The sequence below is a fragment of the uncultured Allofournierella sp. genome (assembly GCA_944382705.1).
Taxonomy (GTDB): Bacteria; Bacillota; Clostridia; order Oscillospirales; family Ruminococcaceae; genus Allofournierella.
In genome coordinates this window covers 1-16,580 of sequence record CALWNE010000021.1, presented here as the reverse complement: position 1 = coordinate 16,580, position 16,580 = coordinate 1, and the positions used below count along the sequence as shown (strand labels likewise).

At 53.3% G+C, this 16,580-nt stretch carries 13 protein-coding genes, 1 tRNA gene and 1 pseudogene; 8 read left to right on the top strand and 7 right to left on the bottom strand.

What is annotated here, in order from left to right:
* Together ACH2EM_RS03095 and ACH2EM_RS03090 are read left to right on the top strand one after the other, a co-directional pair.
* The coding region (locus ACH2EM_RS03095; RefSeq protein ID WP_395150612.1) for an MFS transporter at nucleotides 1–1,017 on the top strand (1,017 nt) is incomplete at its 5' end.
* Nucleotides 1,018–1,020: 3 nt separating this feature from the next.
* Nucleotides 1,021–3,306: a glycoside hydrolase family 2 TIM barrel-domain containing protein gene (locus ACH2EM_RS03090; protein WP_395150611.1), complete on the top strand. Its 2,286-nt coding sequence runs from the start codon at nucleotides 1,021–1,023 to the stop codon at nucleotides 3,304–3,306.
* 48 nt (nucleotides 3,307–3,354) lie between these two features.
* Here ACH2EM_RS03090 and ACH2EM_RS03085 read toward each other — a convergent pair.
* Nucleotides 3,355–3,456, bottom strand: a pseudogene (locus ACH2EM_RS03085) (winged helix-turn-helix transcriptional regulator); the annotation flags it as partial.
* Between the two features lie 77 nt (nucleotides 3,457–3,533).
* Between ACH2EM_RS03085 and ACH2EM_RS03080 the strand changes: the two are divergent.
* The 3 genes from ACH2EM_RS03080 to ACH2EM_RS03070 all read left to right on the top strand — a co-directional run bounded on the left by ACH2EM_RS03080 (nucleotide 3,534) and on the right by ACH2EM_RS03070 (nucleotide 4,747).
* Complete coding sequence (locus ACH2EM_RS03080) at nucleotides 3,534–3,752, top strand: hypothetical protein (protein WP_395150610.1); 219 nt, start codon at nucleotides 3,534–3,536, stop codon at nucleotides 3,750–3,752.
* A gap of 162 nt (nucleotides 3,753–3,914) precedes the next feature.
* Nucleotides 3,915–4,505, top strand: a complete 591-nt coding sequence (locus ACH2EM_RS03075; protein WP_395150609.1) for a hypothetical protein — start codon at nucleotides 3,915–3,917, stop codon at nucleotides 4,503–4,505.
* Between the two features lie 20 nt (nucleotides 4,506–4,525).
* Nucleotides 4,526–4,747, top strand: coding sequence for a helix-turn-helix transcriptional regulator (locus ACH2EM_RS03070; protein ID WP_204907127.1), 222 nt, complete (start codon nucleotides 4,526–4,528; stop codon nucleotides 4,745–4,747).
* Between the two features lie 101 nt (nucleotides 4,748–4,848).
* Here the strand turns inward: ACH2EM_RS03070 and ACH2EM_RS03065 are convergent, their stop codons facing one another.
* Nucleotides 4,849–4,983 carry a hypothetical protein gene (locus ACH2EM_RS03065; RefSeq protein ID WP_395150608.1) on the bottom strand — a complete coding sequence of 45 codons (135 nt, stop codon included), beginning with the start codon at nucleotides 4,981–4,983 and terminating at the stop codon, nucleotides 4,849–4,851.
* A gap of 92 nt (nucleotides 4,984–5,075) precedes the next feature.
* Between ACH2EM_RS03065 and ACH2EM_RS03060 the strand changes: the two genes are divergently transcribed.
* Both ACH2EM_RS03060 and ACH2EM_RS03055 read left to right on the top strand, forming a co-directional pair.
* Nucleotides 5,076–7,631: a heavy metal translocating P-type ATPase gene (locus tag ACH2EM_RS03060; RefSeq protein ID WP_395150607.1), complete on the top strand. Its 2,556-nt coding sequence runs from the start codon at nucleotides 5,076–5,078 to the stop codon at nucleotides 7,629–7,631.
* A gap of 499 nt (nucleotides 7,632–8,130) precedes the next feature.
* Entirely contained in the window at nucleotides 8,131–10,695 is a 2,565-nt protein-coding gene (locus ACH2EM_RS03055) for a diguanylate cyclase domain-containing protein (protein WP_395150606.1), read from the top strand.
* Between the two features lie 254 nt (nucleotides 10,696–10,949).
* On the opposite strand, the gene ACH2EM_RS03050 is transcribed toward ACH2EM_RS03055, so the two are convergent.
* The 5 genes from ACH2EM_RS03050 to ACH2EM_RS03030 form a co-directional block, all read right to left on the bottom strand.
* The gene (locus tag ACH2EM_RS03050; RefSeq protein WP_395150605.1) at nucleotides 10,950–12,467 is read right to left on the bottom strand and encodes an ATP-binding protein; all 1,518 of its coding nucleotides are present in this window, start codon (nucleotides 12,465–12,467) and stop codon (nucleotides 10,950–10,952) included.
* 4 nt (nucleotides 12,468–12,471) lie between these two features.
* Nucleotides 12,472–13,779 carry a VWA-like domain-containing protein gene (locus tag ACH2EM_RS03045; protein ID WP_395150604.1) on the bottom strand — a complete coding sequence of 436 codons (1,308 nt, stop codon included), beginning with the start codon at nucleotides 13,777–13,779 and terminating at the stop codon, nucleotides 12,472–12,474.
* Nucleotides 13,780–13,797: 18 nt separating this feature from the next.
* On the bottom strand, nucleotides 13,798–14,781 hold the full coding sequence (locus tag ACH2EM_RS03040) for a leucine-rich repeat protein (RefSeq protein ID WP_395150602.1): 984 nt from the start codon (nucleotides 14,779–14,781) through the stop codon (nucleotides 13,798–13,800).
* Between the two features lie 203 nt (nucleotides 14,782–14,984).
* Entirely contained in the window at nucleotides 14,985–15,746 is a 762-nt protein-coding gene (locus tag ACH2EM_RS03035) for an AIM24 family protein (protein ID WP_395150601.1), read from the bottom strand.
* Nucleotides 15,747–15,868: 122 nt separating this feature from the next.
* Nucleotides 15,869–16,258 (bottom strand): hypothetical protein, encoded by a 390-nt coding sequence (locus ACH2EM_RS03030; protein WP_395150600.1) that lies wholly within the window; start codon nucleotides 16,256–16,258, stop codon nucleotides 15,869–15,871.
* A gap of 196 nt (nucleotides 16,259–16,454) precedes the next feature.
* Here ACH2EM_RS03030 and ACH2EM_RS03025 point away from each other — a divergent pair.
* Nucleotides 16,455–16,531: transfer RNA gene (locus ACH2EM_RS03025), tRNA-Asp, on the top strand.
* Nucleotides 16,532–16,580 lie beyond the last annotated feature (49 nt).

Genomic DNA, 16,580 nt, shown 5'->3' with positions numbered 1-16,580 from the left:
TATACGACCGCTTACACCATGGTCAATGTTCCATACGGTTCCCTGCACTCCGTCATCACTGAAGACCCGAAGCAGCGCACCTCGCTTTCCACCTTCCGCAGCATCGGTGCGGGTGTTGCTGCTGTTCTCGTCATGCTGCTTCCGCAGGTCGTGTATGTGGATAACGTGCTTTCGGAAAGCCGGATGTTCCTCGTGGCTGTCGTATTTTCCGTGGTGGCCTTTTTTGTGTTTATCCTGCTTCGCAAAATGGTGACGGAACGTGTCGTTCGCGAGGAACGCGTAGAAAAGGTCAGCTACCTTTCCACGATCAAGTCCTTTTTCACGAACCGCGCGCTGCTCGCCATCACTATCGCGACCTTCGCTGTTGTGGCGTTTCACAACTCCTCCGCTTCGGTCAACAACCTGGTATTCCAATTTTATTTCCATGATGCGGAAAAAGCGTCTTTCGCCATGATCGCCTCCTATGTACCGCTGCTGGCGCTCATGCCGTTCGCCTCTACGATCGTCGGCAAGGTCGGCAAAAAGCGGTTCATCGTTCTCGGGGGCTTGGGCAGTATGCTTGCGGGTATTCTGATGCTGTTCCTGCCCATCACGCCCGACACAAAAGGCATGGTGCTGTATATCGCCGGGCTGATGCTTGTCAACATCGGCAGCTGCGTGTTCCAGATCATCGTGTGGGCGATCGTCGCCGACTGCATTGAAATGAGCTACCGCAAAAAGGGCGTGCGCGAGGAGGGGTCGCTTTACGCGATCTATTCCTTCTTCCGCAATCTCGCGCAGGGCGTCGGTTCCGCCGTCGTGGCGCTGTCTTTGAGCGCGGCCGGCTATGTGGAATCCGCCCCCGTGCAGACCGACGAAGCCTCTGCAAAGTTCAAGACGCTGTATATCCTGCTGCTTGTTGCAGGGCTTGCGGTCATGACGGTCTCCATGAAATTCATCTATAACATCGACCTCAAGCAGGAGCAGGCGTTTGCCCCGGCAAACGGAGACGTTGCGGAAACCATGCAAGGAGAATAACTTATGCGTAACACAAAGCTTATCGATCAGGGCTGGCTGTTCAAAAAGGATGCGGATTGCTCGCCCGGCATGATGCTTACGGACTTCGAGGCACTCGATCTGCCGTACACCTGGAACGGTTCTGACGGGCAGGACGGCGGCAACGACTATTTCCGCGGGAAGGGCTGTTTTGTCAAGTCCCTTGCCGCTTCGGACTTGCCCGAAGGCGCAGAGCGCTATATTCAATTCGACGGCGTGAACTCGTCCGCCGAGATCTATTGGAACGGCGAAAAGATCGCGGCGCACGACGGCGGATATTCGACTTTCCGTGCGCGGCTTCCCGAAGTGCTCGAAAAAAACCTGCTCGCGGTGGTCGCGGACAACGCGCCGAACGACCACGTATATCCGCAAATGGCAGACTTCACGTTTTACGGCGGCATTTACCGCGACGTAACGCTCATCGGCGTGCCTGAAAACCATTTTGACCTGCTGTGGAACGGTGCGCCGGGCCTGATGGTCACCCCCGTTATGGAGGGGAAGGACTGCACCGTTACGGTCAAGACCTTTGTGCAGTGCAAAACGCCGTGCGGCATTCGTTATGAGATCCTTGCGGACAATGAAACGGTGTTGACGGCGGAGGTCACATCAGATAACACGGAAACGACGATGTGCCTTACAAACGCGCACCTTTGGGACGGCATACATGACCCATATCTCTACACACTTCGTGCGACGCTTTTGCTCGGCGGGGAAGCACAGGATGAGGTCTCCGCGCGCTTCGGCTGCCGCAGCTTCCGCATGGATGCGCAAGAGGGCTTTTTCTTAAACGGCAAGCCCTATCCCCTGCGCGGCGTTTCGCGCCATCAGGACCGGCCCGGCATCGGCAATGCGCTGAAGTCGGAACATCATAAAGAGGATATAGACCTCATCTGCGAAATGGGCGCGAACACGATTCGGCTCGCCCACTACCAGCACGCGCAGGCGTTTTACGACCTGTGCGACGAACGCGGGCTGGTCGTTTGGGCGGAGATCCCGTATATCTCGCAGCACCTGCCGAACGGCGTGGAAAACACCAAAACGCAGCTGACGGAGCTCATCTGCCAGAACTACAACCATCCCTGCATCGTGACGTGGGGCCTTTCCAACGAGATCACGATGCACGGCGCGGCGGATAAAGGGCTTTTAGACAATCACAAAATGCTCAACGACTTGGCACACAGCTTAGATAAAACCCGTCCCACCACGCTCGCGGTGCTGACGATGTGCGGCATGGACGAAGCCTATGTGCACATGACGGACATCGTCTCCTACAACCACTACTTCGGTTGGTACGGCGGGACGGTCGATATGTACGGGCCGTGGTTCGACCGCTTCCACAAAAAATACCCGAACCGCGCCATCGGCATCAGCGAATACGGCTGTGAAGCCCTCGACTGGCATACCTCGGAGCCCCAGCAGGGCGATTACACCGAGGAGTATCAGGCGTATTACCACGAAGAACTCATCAAGCAGATCATAGACCGCCCCTACCTTTGGGCAACGCATGTTTGGAATATGTTTGACTTTGCCGCCGACGCCAGAGCCGAGGGCGGTGAAAACGGCATGAACCACAAGGGACTTGTGACCTTTGACCGCAAATACAAAAAAGACAGCTTTTACGCCTACAAGGCATGGCTCTCCGGCGAACCGTTCGTGCACATCTGCGGCAAGCGGTATGTGCGGCGCACGGAAGATGTGACCAAGGTCACGGTGTATTCCAACCGCGACGAAGTAGAGCTGTTTGCCAACGGCAAGAGCGTCGGCGTACAGCAAAAGGGCAAATACCCGTTCTTCTATTTCAATGTGCAAAACGAAGGTGAAACGGTGCTCGTCGCAAAGGCGGGCGAAAGCACGGATGAAGCAAAGCTCCAAAAGGTTGAGAAATTTGATGAAAGCTACCGCATGAAAGAGGCCGGCGGCGTCATCAACTGGTTTGAGATCACGATGCCCGAGGGGTATTTTTCCGTCAACGACACCATCGGAAGCATCCTTTCTACGGCGCGCGGCAAGCTGTTTATGCTGAAATTTGCGAAGGTACTGCTGTCCGGGGTGAAAGGTGATTCTGAGCAAAAGCCCAAAGATAAGAAAAAAGGCGTAAATTCCAAAGTCCGCTCCGTTTCGGGCTTTACGCTCAACCGCACGATGTTCGACATGGCAAAGGGCTTTACCGTAAAGCGCGTGTTCGCGATGCTCGGCGGCAAATTTACAAAAGAGCAGATCTTGGATTTAAACAAAACTTTAAATAAGATCAAAAAACCAAAAAGGAAATAACGGCTTATAAAGGCACAGCGGGCATCCGGAAATCGGATGCCCGCTGTTTTAATTTTGCAACGTCTTGTATGCCTCGCCCAAATTTTGCATCGCTTCCAAAATCGGTTTAAGACTTTGGCCGAGTTCCGTCAGGGAATATTCCACACGCGGCGTATTCTGAAAACGGCGGCGGCAAGGCGCTGATCGATCAGTTCACCGGTGCGTTCGGCGAGATTTTCGACAGCTCTGTGCACAAGATCACGCATGTGATCGGCGAGGGCAAGGTGACCATCGGCGGCATCGACTTTATCATCAAGCAGACCGCCGAGGCCTTTGATATTGAGATCCCCGAGATCAACGCCGTTTACACCCATATGCTCGGGCGTGACTGCCACTCCATCGTAGCGGGCACAGGGCACGCCGACGCGATGATCGAAACACTTAAAGGTTATATCGAAAAGGGCTAAGATACTTTTTCGAGTATCTTAGCCCTGTTGGTTTTTCGCAAGTATGCCCTGTCCTGTTAGAATGATTAGTATATATTTATTAACGACAAACATTAAAAAATAGTTGACAAACATATCTTGGAAGTGTATACTAAAGCTATACCAACAGAGGAGGTAATATTTATGGATAAAATCATCAAGACATCCAAAACTATTCGAGCAATTCTCAAAGTTCTTTTTTGGGTGGTTGCCGTAGTAAGTGTGGTTATTTTGGCAGCTATCCTTGTTGCATTATTTATGAAAGGCGGTACAGCATTGGATGGTGGTTTTTCTATCACACTTGGGAACTATTCACTGCTTTTAAATCAGGAGTATTCTTCGCAACAGCTTACATCGTTGCTTTTTATGACATTTGCAAATGTTGCACTATTTGGAACATTGTCCTGTTACATCATTAGGGTACTTCTGAATGTATTTGAACCAATGTCTCAGGGGAAGCCTTTTAGCACAACTATAAGTGTTGCTTTGAAAAAGCTGGCGTATGCGATTCTAATTATGGGCATTATAAGCTTTGTTCTTCAGATTGCCACGAATTTGATATTCTACAATGTATTTGATATTCCGTCTCTATTCAACGCAGACAGGGTAGAGTCTTGTTCTATATCAATTGTGAGTGACGGGAGCTTTATTATTTGGTTCTTTATTCTTCGTTTGGTCGGTCACATCTTTAAATATGGGGAAACATTGCAACAATTATCGGATGAAACATTGTAAATTCAAACAGGAGGGAGATTATGCCAATTATTTTAAGATTGGATAGGGTTATGGCTGATAGAAAAATATCTCTCAACACATTGTCTGAGAAAGTTGGAATAGCCAATGTTAATTTATCAAAAATTAAAACAGGCAAAGTGAGTGCCATTCGTTTTTCAACATTAGAGGCAATTTGTGAAGCATTAGATTGTCAACCAGGTGACATTTTAGAATATCAACCGCCTATAACTGATGACAAATAAGTATCAATACAACTGGCATGTCATACGGTGGCCACTTGAGTTACCGGCTGGTCTACAATAATTTGTCAAATGCAGCCCATAATACAATGCGCCCCCTAAAGTCAAAGGGGGTGCATTGTATCAAAATAAGAGTTATTAGCCATACAATCGGCAGGTTCCGGCTGGGGCTTGTCGATTTTTTGTTTGGTCAAACTGGGGCGTTCTTGTGTTTTATGCGGTGTTGTGGCATAATACATACAGAAAAACTCCTGCCACAGGTGCAGTATTCCAGCGTTTTAAGGCAGAGTGTGGCCTTGCAAAAGTACAGGCCAAAAGAAAGGAACAACCCATGAAACAGACATTTCAGGTAACCGGCATGAGCTGTGCCGCCTGTTCGGCAGCGGTGGAGCGAGCCGTCAATAAGCTGCCTGGCATCCACCAGGCACAGGTAAATTTGCTGGCCAACCGGCTGGTGGTGGAGTACGACCCGGCAATGCTGGAGGAACAAGCCATCTGCCAGGCGGTACAAAAGGCGGGATATGGAGCGTTCCCTGCCCAGAGCAGTGGCCGGCCTGCCGACAGCCTTCCCCAGACCGCCCAACCAGACCCGGTACAGGCCGAAATGGGCCGGATGAAACGGAGGCTGATTGCATCCCTGGCTTTTTTGGTGCCGCTGATGTATGTATCCATGGGGCATATGATGGGAGCACCGCTGCCCGGCTGGATGCACGGTCAAGCCGGGGCGGTGCCCTTTGCTCTTACCCAGCTGCTGCTGGTTCTGCCCATTTTGTATATCAACCGGCACTTTTTTAAAAGCGGCTTTGCCAGCCTATGGCGCCGCAGCCCCAACATGGACACCCTGATTGCCCTGGGCAGCGGTGCAGCGGTGCTGTACGGCATTTTTGCCCTTTACCGCATTGGCTGGGGGCTGGGCACCGGGAATTTAACCCTGGTGGACCAATACCGGATGGATTTGTATTTTGAGTCTGCCGGTACCATTCTGACCCTGATAACCCTGGGCAAATGGCTGGAGGCCCGTGCAAAGGGCCGCACCAGCGCCTCGCTGAAAGCATTGATGGACCTGGCACCCAAAACGGCCTTGGTGCTGCGGCAGGGCCAGGAGGTGGAAATCGGTGCCGACGAGGTGCAGGTGGGCGATGTGGTCTGCATCAAGCCGGGGATGCGCATCCCGGTGGATGGTGTGGTGCTGGAGGGCGTTTCCAGTGTGGATGAGTCCGCCATTACCGGCGAGAGCATCCCGGTGGAAAAGACCCCAGGAGACCGGGTGGTGGCTGCGTCCATCAACAAAACCGGCAGTTTTACCTTTGAGGCCCGCAAAGTAGGGCAGGATACCACCCTGGCGCAGATCATTGCGCTGGTGCAGGATGCCGGTGCCACCAAGGCCCCGGTGGCCAAACTGGCCGACCGGGTAAGCGGCGTGTTTGTGCCGGTGGTAATGGTTCTGGCTGCGGTAACATTTGCTGGCTGGATGCTTTGGGGCCAAGGTTTGGAATTTGCCCTGGCCCGTGCCATCTCGGTGCTGGTAATCAGCTGCCCCTGCGCCCTGGGCCTGGCTACACCGGTGGCCATCATGGTGGGTACCGGCAAAGGCGCCCGAATGAATATTCTGTTCAAAAATGCCCAGGCACTGGAAGACGCCCACAGGGTAGATACGGTGGTGCTGGATAAAACCGGAACCATTACCCAGGGCAAGCCGGTGCTTACCGATGTGCTGCCGCTGGCGGGGCAAACCCCGGAACAGCTGCTGGCTCTGGCGGCCTGTTTGGAAAAGAACAGCGAGCACCCCTTGGCCGAAGCGATTTTACAGGGTGCCCAGGGAGCCGACCAGCTGCCCCCAGTCCAGGGGTTTGAAGCATTGCCGGGGCGGGGGTTAAAAGCCTGGGTAGAAGGGCAGCTTTATCTGGCGGGCAATGCCCGGTTAATGGAGGAGCATGGAATCTCGCTGCAAGAGGGGCGCCCCCTGGCGGATGAGCTGGCCCAGCAAGGCAAAACACCCCTCTATCTAGCGGATTCCAGCCGGTTGCTGGGGCTTGTGGCGGTGTCCGACCCCATTAAGCCCACCAGCCCGGCGGCCATTGCCCAGCTGAAGGCCATGGGCTTGCAGGTGGTTATGCTTACGGGAGACAATGCCCGCACCGCCGCAGCCATTCAAAAGCAGCTGGGGCTGGAACAGGTGGTGGCCGAGGTGCTGCCCCAAGATAAGGAGGCCCAGGTGCGGCTGCTGCAAAGCCAGGGCCGCAAGGTGGCCATGGTGGGGGATGGAATCAACGATGCCCCGGCCCTGGCCCGTGCCGATGTGGGCATTGCCATTGGAGCAGGCACCGATGTGGCCATCGAGAGTGCCGATGTGGTACTGATGAAAAGCGATTTGTGGGACTTGGTAAATGCCCTGCGCCTTTCCAAGGCTACCCTGCGTACCATCTGGCAAAATTTGTTCTGGGCCTTTTTTTACAACAGCATTGGTATTCCGGTGGCGGCGGGCGTATTTTACAGCCTGGGGCTGCTGCTCAATCCCATGCTGGGGGCAGCGGCCATGAGCCTTTCCAGTGTTTGCGTAGTGGCCAACGCCCTGCGGCTTAATCTGTTTGCTGCCCAAACCAGTGATGGCCTTGTTCACAGCCAAACCACCCAGGGAATCCAACTGGATGTTAGCACAATAAGCAAAGGAGAAACCACGATGAATAAGACGATTTTGATTGAAGGCATGATGTGTGGCCATTGCAAGGCTCATGTGGAAAAAGCCCTGAATGCGCTGCCGGGAGTGACCGCTGTGGCAGATTTGGACAATAAATGTGCCCAGGTAACCTTGGCCCAGCCGGTGGAGGACGCTGTGCTCACCCAGGCGGTGACCGATGCAGGCTATGAGGTAAAGGGCATTCAGTAAAACCTTCCTGTGACCATTCAATTTTTTGTAAATAGTACAGGTTCCGACATATTGCCCGGAGCCTGTACTATTTTTGTGCCGCAAAATGAAAGGGAATGCAATTAAAAGGAATAAGAGCTATTTTTAAAAATACTCCGGGCAATTGCTATTTCATAAGATGGGGTTACTTAAACAGCTGTTTTGGTAACTTTTTGGATAAATTAAACTATTAGTATAAAATTAGGAGTGAAATTAAAAGACAGGTCACAAAACAATTTTTGTAAAATGAAAAAGGTGAAAATGCTGCTTCAAAACCCTTTTTTAAGCTTGATTTTTAGGGTGAATCATTGTATAATGACAAGAAAAGTTTGCTGAGAAGCTTAAAAGAAATTTATCTGACTTTTGCAGAACAAAGCAATAAATTGTAACATAGTTTATTCTTTCTGTTGAAGTGGAATGGATAGAGTTTTTTTGGGAGTGATGTGTTATCAACTATTTTAAACAGGCTGCAGCGTTTTGTATGGTGATGCTGCTTTGCTTTATGCTGCCTTTTACGGGGTATGCGGCCCGCCACCCTGGCACCGGCCGTGTGGTTCGGGTGGGATTTCCCATACAGACGGGCCTGACCCAAAAAGATTCAGAAGGCAACTATACCGGCTATACGGTGGATTATCTGAATGCACTCAAGCAATACACCGGCTGGGAGTATGAGTTTGTGGAGGTAGAGGGTACCCTAGACGAGCAGATTCTTGCCCTGATGGATATGCTCCAGAACGGAGAAATCGACCTGCTGGGTGCCATGAATTACAACAGCAAGCTAAATGAGCTGTATGCATATTCGGCATACAGCTATGGCACCAGTTATACCGTTTTGGCGGTCAGGGCCGATAACCCTTATTTTTTAAAGCAGGATTACAGCAGCTGGAACGGCATTCGCGTGGGATACTACCACAAAAACGAAAAGCGAATGGAGCTGTTGGATAAGCTGGCAGAGGTCCAGGGTTTTGTATACGAAAAGGTATTCTTTGAAACCTACGATGAAATGATGCAGGGGCTGGATGATGGATTGATTGATGCCGTGCTTCAGGTGGATCTTTCCATGGAGAAGGACCTTAAGAGCATTGCCAGATTTAACCCCAATCCGTATTACTTTTGTGTGCCTTTAGCAAACAGTCAGCTGCTTGAGGAACTGAACCAGGGTCTTGCCAGCTTACAGGAGGCCAGACCCGGCCTGCAAAGTCAGCTCTATGCAGAATATTTTGACCGCAACGAGACATTTTCCATCTCCCGGGATAACCTGATGTATGTAAACTCCCTGGGGCGTGTGCGTGTTTTAATCTCCAGCGGCTCTGCGCCGATTCAGTATGTAAACGATAAAGGCGAGCCGGATGGCATGGTTACGGATTATTTTGAGCAGCTGAATCAAAAAATAGGCCTTTCCTACGAATTTGTGGTGTGTGACAGCTACGAAGAAGGCGTGGAGCTCATCAACAGCGGACAGGTAGACCTGGTGGCGGCAATTTCCAGCAATTCTGATTTAATTGAGGAATGCAGTCTGATGGTTTCGGTGCCGTACATCCAAAGCCGTATGGTACTGGTGAGCCGCAACGACGGATCGCTGGGGTCCGGCGCGACGACTCCGGCCGACAAAGCCATCCGGCGCTGGGGGAATGTGGAGCAGCAGCTCAAATTCATTGAGGATGGCAAGATAAAGCAATCCTACATGGACTCCTACTGTGTGAATTACTATATGAGCAAAAAGGATTTGTACAAAGACATCACGGTGGATTGGGACCATGACGATACAGAGCAGTATTCCATTGCGGTGGTGAGCCATGCCAATAAGCGGCTGCTGAACATTATTAACAGTTACCTGAATACCATCGAGGAGGATACTCAGCGTGAGATTTTGTATCAAAATACCATTGCTGGGGCGCAGTACACCTTTTTTGAGTTTTTAATAGTACATCGCTGGCAGATTATGCTGGGTGCAGTGGTTGCAATGTTAATTGGCATTTTGCTATATCTGGAACGGGTGAGTGCCCGCAACCATATGCTGGAAAAGACCGCAGCCGAAAATGAACGCCTTTACCAGTTTTCCGAGCTGGTTAACGAATGTCTGTTTGAGTATGAGTGCAAAAGCGACTCGCTGCGGATTGAAAACAGCTACATCTATTTCGGCGGCCAAAGGCGGATAGAGCATTTTCTTAAAACACTGGACAAAAATCGCCATTGGTCTGCCGCCGAAGCCGAACTGTTTGGCCACATTGCCCGGCTGATTCGGATGTATGCAGATGTAAGCGAAGATGTGGAGCTGAAAGAGGGAACTGGCGCTGGTTGGTATCGCCTGACGGTAAAGCCTATCCTGGATGACCGGAGAGAGCCTATGTATGTGCTGGGCCGTATTGCAGATATTCACATGGAGGTGGTGTCCAAGCGGGAACTGGAAGAAAAGTCCATGCGTGACCCTCTCACTGGTTTGTACAACCGCACAGGCGGCCAGAAAAAGGTGGAAATGTGCCTGAACCGTGCCAATGCAAATGGTGTAATGCTGCTGATTGATATCGACAACTTCAAACGAGTGAACGATACCCTGGGCCACCCAGAGGGCGACGAGCTGCTGCACCGTTTTGCTGTTTGGATGAAGGGATATTTCTTGCAGGGGTCTGTACAGTGCCGTCTGGGCGGCGATGAGTTCTTGGTCTATGTTCCTTGCCAATTCTCCATAGAGGAACTGACCGACCAGCTGGAGCGTTTAATGGAGAATGCATCCAGTTCTGTACTGCAGGAGTATGCTCAATACGGTGTTTCCCTCAGCATTGGTACAGTGGTGGTAACGCCGGATAAAAAATATACCTACGCAGAGCTCTACAAGGCGGCAGACTACGCCATGTATGTGGCAAAGATGGCAGGCAAGAATGGCTTTTTTATAAGCGATGATGGCCAGTGTATGCGTCAGACCTGCGTGGATTGCCGAAAGCATTGCAAGCGTAAGGATTATTTGAGGGAAAAGGGCCTGCGCTCCACCGATATGATTGATGTGGAGTCCATTGAAGAGGAGATTCAAGAGCAGATTCAAGTTTGATGCCTGTATCCCACAAACTTACATACAAAATGGCCTGGAGCAGGCTGTAAAAAAGGGCCCCCGTTTTTAGCGGGGGCCCTTTTTGCTGCATCTGTCTTTGGCAAAATAAAAAAGCATGGCGGACCGGGTGCCTCCATGCTTTTTTGCAAGCAGCAAATTCCCCGCAGCAAGCCTAACTTTAGGGCAGGGGGGGCAGGTGCCTGCAAACTGTTTTTTAACAAAAGGCGGTGGGCCAGCTGCACCGGCTGGGGGAGTTAGAGGGTGTGGTGCTGGCTATCCTGCTGGCGGGCTGCGGCAATCTGGCTGCGCAGTGCCTGCTCAGTATCGTCAAACAGCATGGACTGATTGTGCCGGAAATAGGCCGGGCAGCCAAATTGCTCAATGTACCAGGAAGTATGGAACCCGGCGGTAAGCTCGGTGGCAAAGAGCACCATCTCCTGGCTTTCGCCCAGAGCCTGTTCCAAAAAGGCAAAGGCGTATTCCAGCTGCTGGCCGGTTTGCTCGGCCAGCTGGCTGTGCTGGCTGGTCAGCTGGGTAAACTGCTCCTTTAAGAATGCAAAGGCATCCTGTGGGCGGTTCAGCTCCAGCTGGTGGAGATAGCCTTCCAGCTGCTGGGCTGCTGCCAACAAGGGAGCCAAAGCACTGCCATCGGCACCGTTTTGCTTGCGGCGGCTGATTTGATGCTGCAAAGCCATTAGTTCCGCTTGCAGCATCAGGGCTGCATCGGCATTGCTTTCTGCCTGTTTTACCCGCACAAGGGCCTGGTGCACCTGGCTGGTGGTTTCGTCCAGCTGCCACAGATTGTGGGTGCTTTCCCGCAGCCGAGCCAGCAAAAGGCCCAGCACGCTGAGCTTTTCGTCAAAGGGGGCGGCAGCCAGTTCCCGGGCCGAAAGCCCCTGAATATGGCCGGCCAGAATTTCATCCACCTGGTATACCTGCCGGTATTTTTCGTACAGGGCAAGGTAGGCGGCAAAATCCTTGGCAATGCGGGGCAGCTGCAGATACTGGCCCACCACCTCCTGGTCTGCCTTCTGGCCCAGGGTCTCGTACACGGTCAGCAGTTCCGATAAATCCTCCCAGCCACGGGCCGTTACAAACTGCATCCCACCGGGGGCAGCTTCCATGGCATAGAAGTGGTCCTTGCGCAAATCCAGATAAGAGAGGATGGCCCCGTGCAGGCCCTTGCGCAGGGCGTATTCCTTCCAAACTCCATAGTCCTGCTGGATGTCCATCCGCTTTACACGGTCCAGGGTGGCCACATCGAACTCCCGTACAGATTTGTTGTATTCCGGCGGGTTGCCTGCTGCAACCAGAACCCAGCCCTCAGGCAGACGCTGGTTGCCGAAGGTTTTGTATTGCAAAAATTGCAGCATCATGGGGGTGAGGGTTTCGGAAATGCAGTTGATTTCATCCAAAAACAAGATGCCCTCGGTTTGCCCGCTCTGCTCAATCAGCCGGTACACCGAGGCCAGAATCTCGCTCATGGTGTACTCGGTTACCGAATAGCTTTTGCCCCCAAAGGTCTCCTGCCGGATGAGGGGCAGGCCCAGAGCACTCTGGCGGGTATGGTGGGTGATGGTGTAGGCCACCAGCCCCAGATTCATCTCGGTGGCTACCTGTTCCATAATTTGGGTTTTGCCAATGCCCGGCGGGCCCATAAGCAGCAAAGGCCGCTGGCGCAGGGTGGGAATGCGATAGTTGCCGAACTGGTCCTTGGCCAGGTAGGCCCGCAGGGTGTCCATGATTTCCTGTTTGGCTCGTTTGATGTTCATGGCATTATGCTCCTTGTATCAATTCATCTTCGCTGATGAGCAGGCGTATACCCCAGGGGGGAACCCGTTCCGGGCTGCCCTGCCCAGCCAGCATTACAAAAGCAGCTTCAAAAGAGGGCCGGTAAGCAGGGTAAACCCCCAGGCCATCCGTAAAGTAGAGCAGCCCTTTCAGATGATGAAAGGCTCCCTGCTCCACCAGCTGCTGCACATGGTCAAATACTGGCCTGAAATCCGTGGCACTCTGACCAATGAGTTCAAAGTTTTCCATATAATCGGCCAGCTCCTGGGCGTTGGTAATGGTAACATCGGCCCGAATCTGGTCGTCACATTGCAGGATGCGCAGGTGTATGCGCCTAAAAAAGCTCTCGCTGTCCCGCACAAGGGCGTAGGTATAGGCAAGAAAACTGCGCACCAGCTGGCCGGAGGTGGACATGGAGGTGTCAATGGCAATGACCAAATCCTGAATCCGGCGGCTTTCCCGGCTTTCCAGCGGTTCAATCAGCGGCATATCCCCATACCGCTGCAAGCCGTAGGCGTAGTACCCGTAGTCGAAGGCGTCCGGGTCCACCTGCATCTCCTCGCCCAGCACGGCAAACCGGCGCAAAAACCAGCGGTAGTTGGTAACCTCCTGGCTTTCCACCCGCAGCTGCTCCAGCACCGCCTGGCCGCCGCTGCCAGCCTGGGTGAAGGTGGTTTCCAGCTGGGTTTGAATCCGCTGGGTAATCTGCTGCCATTGGGGGCCGGACTGCTGCTCCTCCTCGTCCTGGGTGGCCTTGTCCCAATAGCGGTGGTCGTCCTCCAAAAATTCACGGGTCAGGCTGGCCAGCTCCAGCTCGTCCAGGGGGTTGCGGCGCAAAAACCGGTAGATGCCCTCGGCGGTGAGCACCGGCTGACCCTCTTGCAGCTGGCTGTACCAGTGGCCCCGGCGGGGGCGTCCGGTGGCAGGGGTCAGGCAGGGGTAGGTGAGTGCCAGCTGGTCCAGCACCGATTCCACCGCAATGTCACAGCTTACATCCCACAAATCGGCCTGGCGGCCTTTCTTTTTGGCAGGATGGCGCAGCATACAGTGGAGCAGGCTGTGCAAAAAACTGCGGCATACCAGAGAGCGGCCCTGTTCGTACCGCAGAGCCAGCCAGGAGCCGTTGTAGTAGAGCTGTTGGCCGTCGGTGGCAATCCGGTCGGTGGGCTGCTGCTCCGAAAAAGGCAGGGAACAGAGGGCGGCATCCAAAAAAGGCAGGTTCAAATATAGCTCGTTGCGGGCCGCAGTCAAAATTTTACGGCCCAGCTCCGGCCATACAGAGGGTTCGTTCACAGGGTAAAACCTCCTTTCTTACAGGCTAAAACGGCTGCTGGTGGGTTTGGGTGCCAGGGTACGGGTCTGTTCCAGCAGAAGGCTCAGGGCCTGGGTGTTGCCCTGGGTGCGGGCCAGCTGGCAGCCGTGGGCCAGTGCCTGGGGACTGCAAAGTTTCTGCCCCAGCAAAAAGGCCAGCAGCCGGGTGTTCCGCTGGGCCAGGCACACATCCAGAGCCAGTTGGTCCTGCTGAGCCAAACAGTCCAGATACTGCTGCCGGGCAGCCTGACCCAGCTGAACCGGATACACCAGCCGCAGCAGGGCAGTGGTGACTGCCAGCTCAAAGGAATGGGTGCGCAGCAGCAGGTCAAAGGCGGCATCGTACTGGCTCATCTGAAGGGCGTCCCCCTCAAAACACTGCCGGTACAGATACCCCGTTCCGGCAATGTTGTAATGAAAGATATGAGGGGCGGCCATCTCCTCGTACTCCTCATCAAAGGAGGGGAACAGCAGATGGCATTCCGGCTGCTGGGCAGGCACAAAGGCGCATTCCAGCTGGCCGGAATATTCCCGCAATAGCCCTCGCAGCCCACGAAACTGGTCGGCACTCTGGTAGATGGTGAGCCTGCGCAGCCGGAAACAGTTCATAAAGGCGTCGGTACCCACCTGCGCCAGCTGCGGGCCAAGATGCAGCTGTTCCAGCCTGGTGCAGTTGAAAAAGGCATAGTTGCCAAGATTTGTGAGGAATTGGGGCAGCCAAACCGACACAATGGCGGCTGCATCGTGGGCAATGGCGGCGTCGGGGGTTTGGGTGTAGAGATGCACCTGAAACGCAGCCGGGCCAAACTCCACAGGGCACCGGGTGCTGAAGGCATAGGCGCCCATCTGGGTGATGGGCTGGCCTTCCACCGCATCCGGCACAACCACATGGGCACAGGCGGTTTCGCACCGGAGCAGAGTCAGTCCCTGAGGGTTGGGGCAGAGGGTGAGCAGGCAATCACTTTCGCCGGGCATGGTTCGCATAGGCGGGCTTCCTTTCCTGGCACAGAGGGGGAATGCGCCCGCCTGGCCGTAGTGTAATATAAAATGTAAAGATGAGTTAATTATACCATATTGGTGCACAAAAAGCCAGCAGTGCAGCGCCACAAACGGGCTAAGGGACAAAAAAGATGCACCCCCTGCACAAGGTGCAGAGGGTGCAACGGCTAGCCTGTAAGAATAAGTGTTTAGTTGCCGACGGGTGCCATCAGAACGGTGCCGGTACCCCGGAACACATTTACAAATCCCTCGCCGGATACAGCGGAGCCCAGCAGGTTGCGGGTGGATTTTTCCACCGTAAAGGTCAAACTGCCAGACCAGGCAATGGCCATGTTGCCGTCAATCCGGAGCTGGTCGTTCTCCAGTTCAAACATCAGCAGTTCCTCCTGGGGCAGGGGGCTTTCCAGTGCGGCAATACCCTGGCCCGTAAGGCTCAGGTTAAACATACCCTCACCGCCCAGGGCTGCGCTGGACAGGTTGCTGCGCATGACAACTTTTTGCTGCAAACAGCCCTGGCAGGCCAAAAACAGGCCGTCCTCCAGCACAATGCCACCGGGCCACTGGCCCACATCCATCAAGATAATGTGCTTGTAAGTAGGTTCCAGCATTACCTGGCCATGGCCCTTGTATTCCGGCTTGATGGCGGTTTCCTTGGTTACCTTGGAGCTTAGGGCTTTGCCCAGCAAATCCCCCACGCCTTTAATGCCGGTAGTGGTTTCCACATTGCCGCTAATCCACTGCATAGCTCCGGCTTGCAGTACATAGCTGTCTCCCTTTAAATCCAGCAGCAGCTGCCGGCGGCGCACATTCATTTCAGAAGCATAGTAGCTTGCAATGGCAGTTTCGGGCCGAACGCTCAAATCACGCACATACTCCAGCACACGCATACCGCCCAGCTGGGCCACGGTTTGGATGTTGGGGTTGGTCAGCAGATTTTTGCAGGTTACCATAAAAATACCTCCTTTGTTTGCAACAGAGCGCAGTTTTTTGGCTGCAATGGTTGCAGCGGTATGCTGGCTCTTGGTTAAACAGATTTGTAAAAAAGAATGAACATCCCGGCGGCGCAGGGGAATCAGCGGCCAAACAGCTTGCCCAGTGCCACCGAAAAAGCAGAGTAGCCATTTCGCTTATCCTGGCTGAACTCGCTCACCAGCTCCCACCGCCACCGTTGGTTATCAAACCAGAGGGCGTTGCCTTCTGCCTGGGTGAGCTGCCGGGGCAGAGCAGACTGGTCTGCTCTTGCATCCAGGGGCTGTTTGTAGGTGAGAAAGCCCTGAGAATCCATACTGGCCCAAACCCCAAACACAAGGCCGGCACTTTCGCCGTAGCAGAATCGCTCAAAGCGAACAGCCCCATCGTAATAAAAAGAGATGCAGTCCCGAAATTTATTTTGGTATTCTTTTTCGTACCGGCGGCCACACAGAGGCCCTGCCAGCTGTTTGACTGTGCACGATACAGCCACATGGTCCACCACCTTTTAATAAATCTCTGCAACAAAGCAAAACAAGTGTTTTGTTTACAGTAATTTTATCATATTATGCCGTGAATTTGTACTGTTTGACAGAAAAAATAAAATGGAAAAAACTTTTAAAAATAGGGTTGACTTTCTTTGAAAGCTATCGTATAATAATCATCGTCGCTGATGCGGCAACGCAAATGGCCCGGTAGTTCAGTTGGTTAGAACGCTAGCCTGTCACGCTAGAGGTCGTGGGTTCGAGCCCCATCCGGGTCGCCATTTGCTGCTATGGCTCAGGTGGTAGAGCACATCCTTGGTAAGGATGAGG

Coding starts and splice junctions, on each gene's coding strand:
- ACH2EM_RS03090 (WP_395150611.1), top strand. CDS start 1,021: ATGCGTAACACAAAGCTTATCGATCAGGGCTGGCTGTTCAAAAAGGAT.
- ACH2EM_RS03075 (WP_395150609.1), top strand. CDS start 3,915: ATGGATAAAATCATCAAGACATCCAAAACTATTCGAGCAATTCTCAAA.
- ACH2EM_RS03070 (WP_204907127.1), top strand. CDS start 4,526: ATGCCAATTATTTTAAGATTGGATAGGGTTATGGCTGATAGAAAAATA.
- ACH2EM_RS03065 (WP_395150608.1), bottom strand. CDS start 4,983: ATGTATTATGCCACAACACCGCATAAAACACAAGAACGCCCCAGTTTG.
- ACH2EM_RS03060 (WP_395150607.1), top strand. CDS start 5,076: ATGAAACAGACATTTCAGGTAACCGGCATGAGCTGTGCCGCCTGTTCG.
- ACH2EM_RS03055 (WP_395150606.1), top strand. CDS start 8,131: ATGGTGATGCTGCTTTGCTTTATGCTGCCTTTTACGGGGTATGCGGCC.
- ACH2EM_RS03050 (WP_395150605.1), bottom strand. CDS start 12,467: ATGAACATCAAACGAGCCAAACAGGAAATCATGGACACCCTGCGGGCC.
- ACH2EM_RS03040 (WP_395150602.1), bottom strand. CDS start 14,781: ATGCGAACCATGCCCGGCGAAAGTGATTGCCTGCTCACCCTCTGCCCC.
- ACH2EM_RS03035 (WP_395150601.1), bottom strand. CDS start 15,746: ATGGTAACCTGCAAAAATCTGCTGACCAACCCCAACATCCAAACCGTG.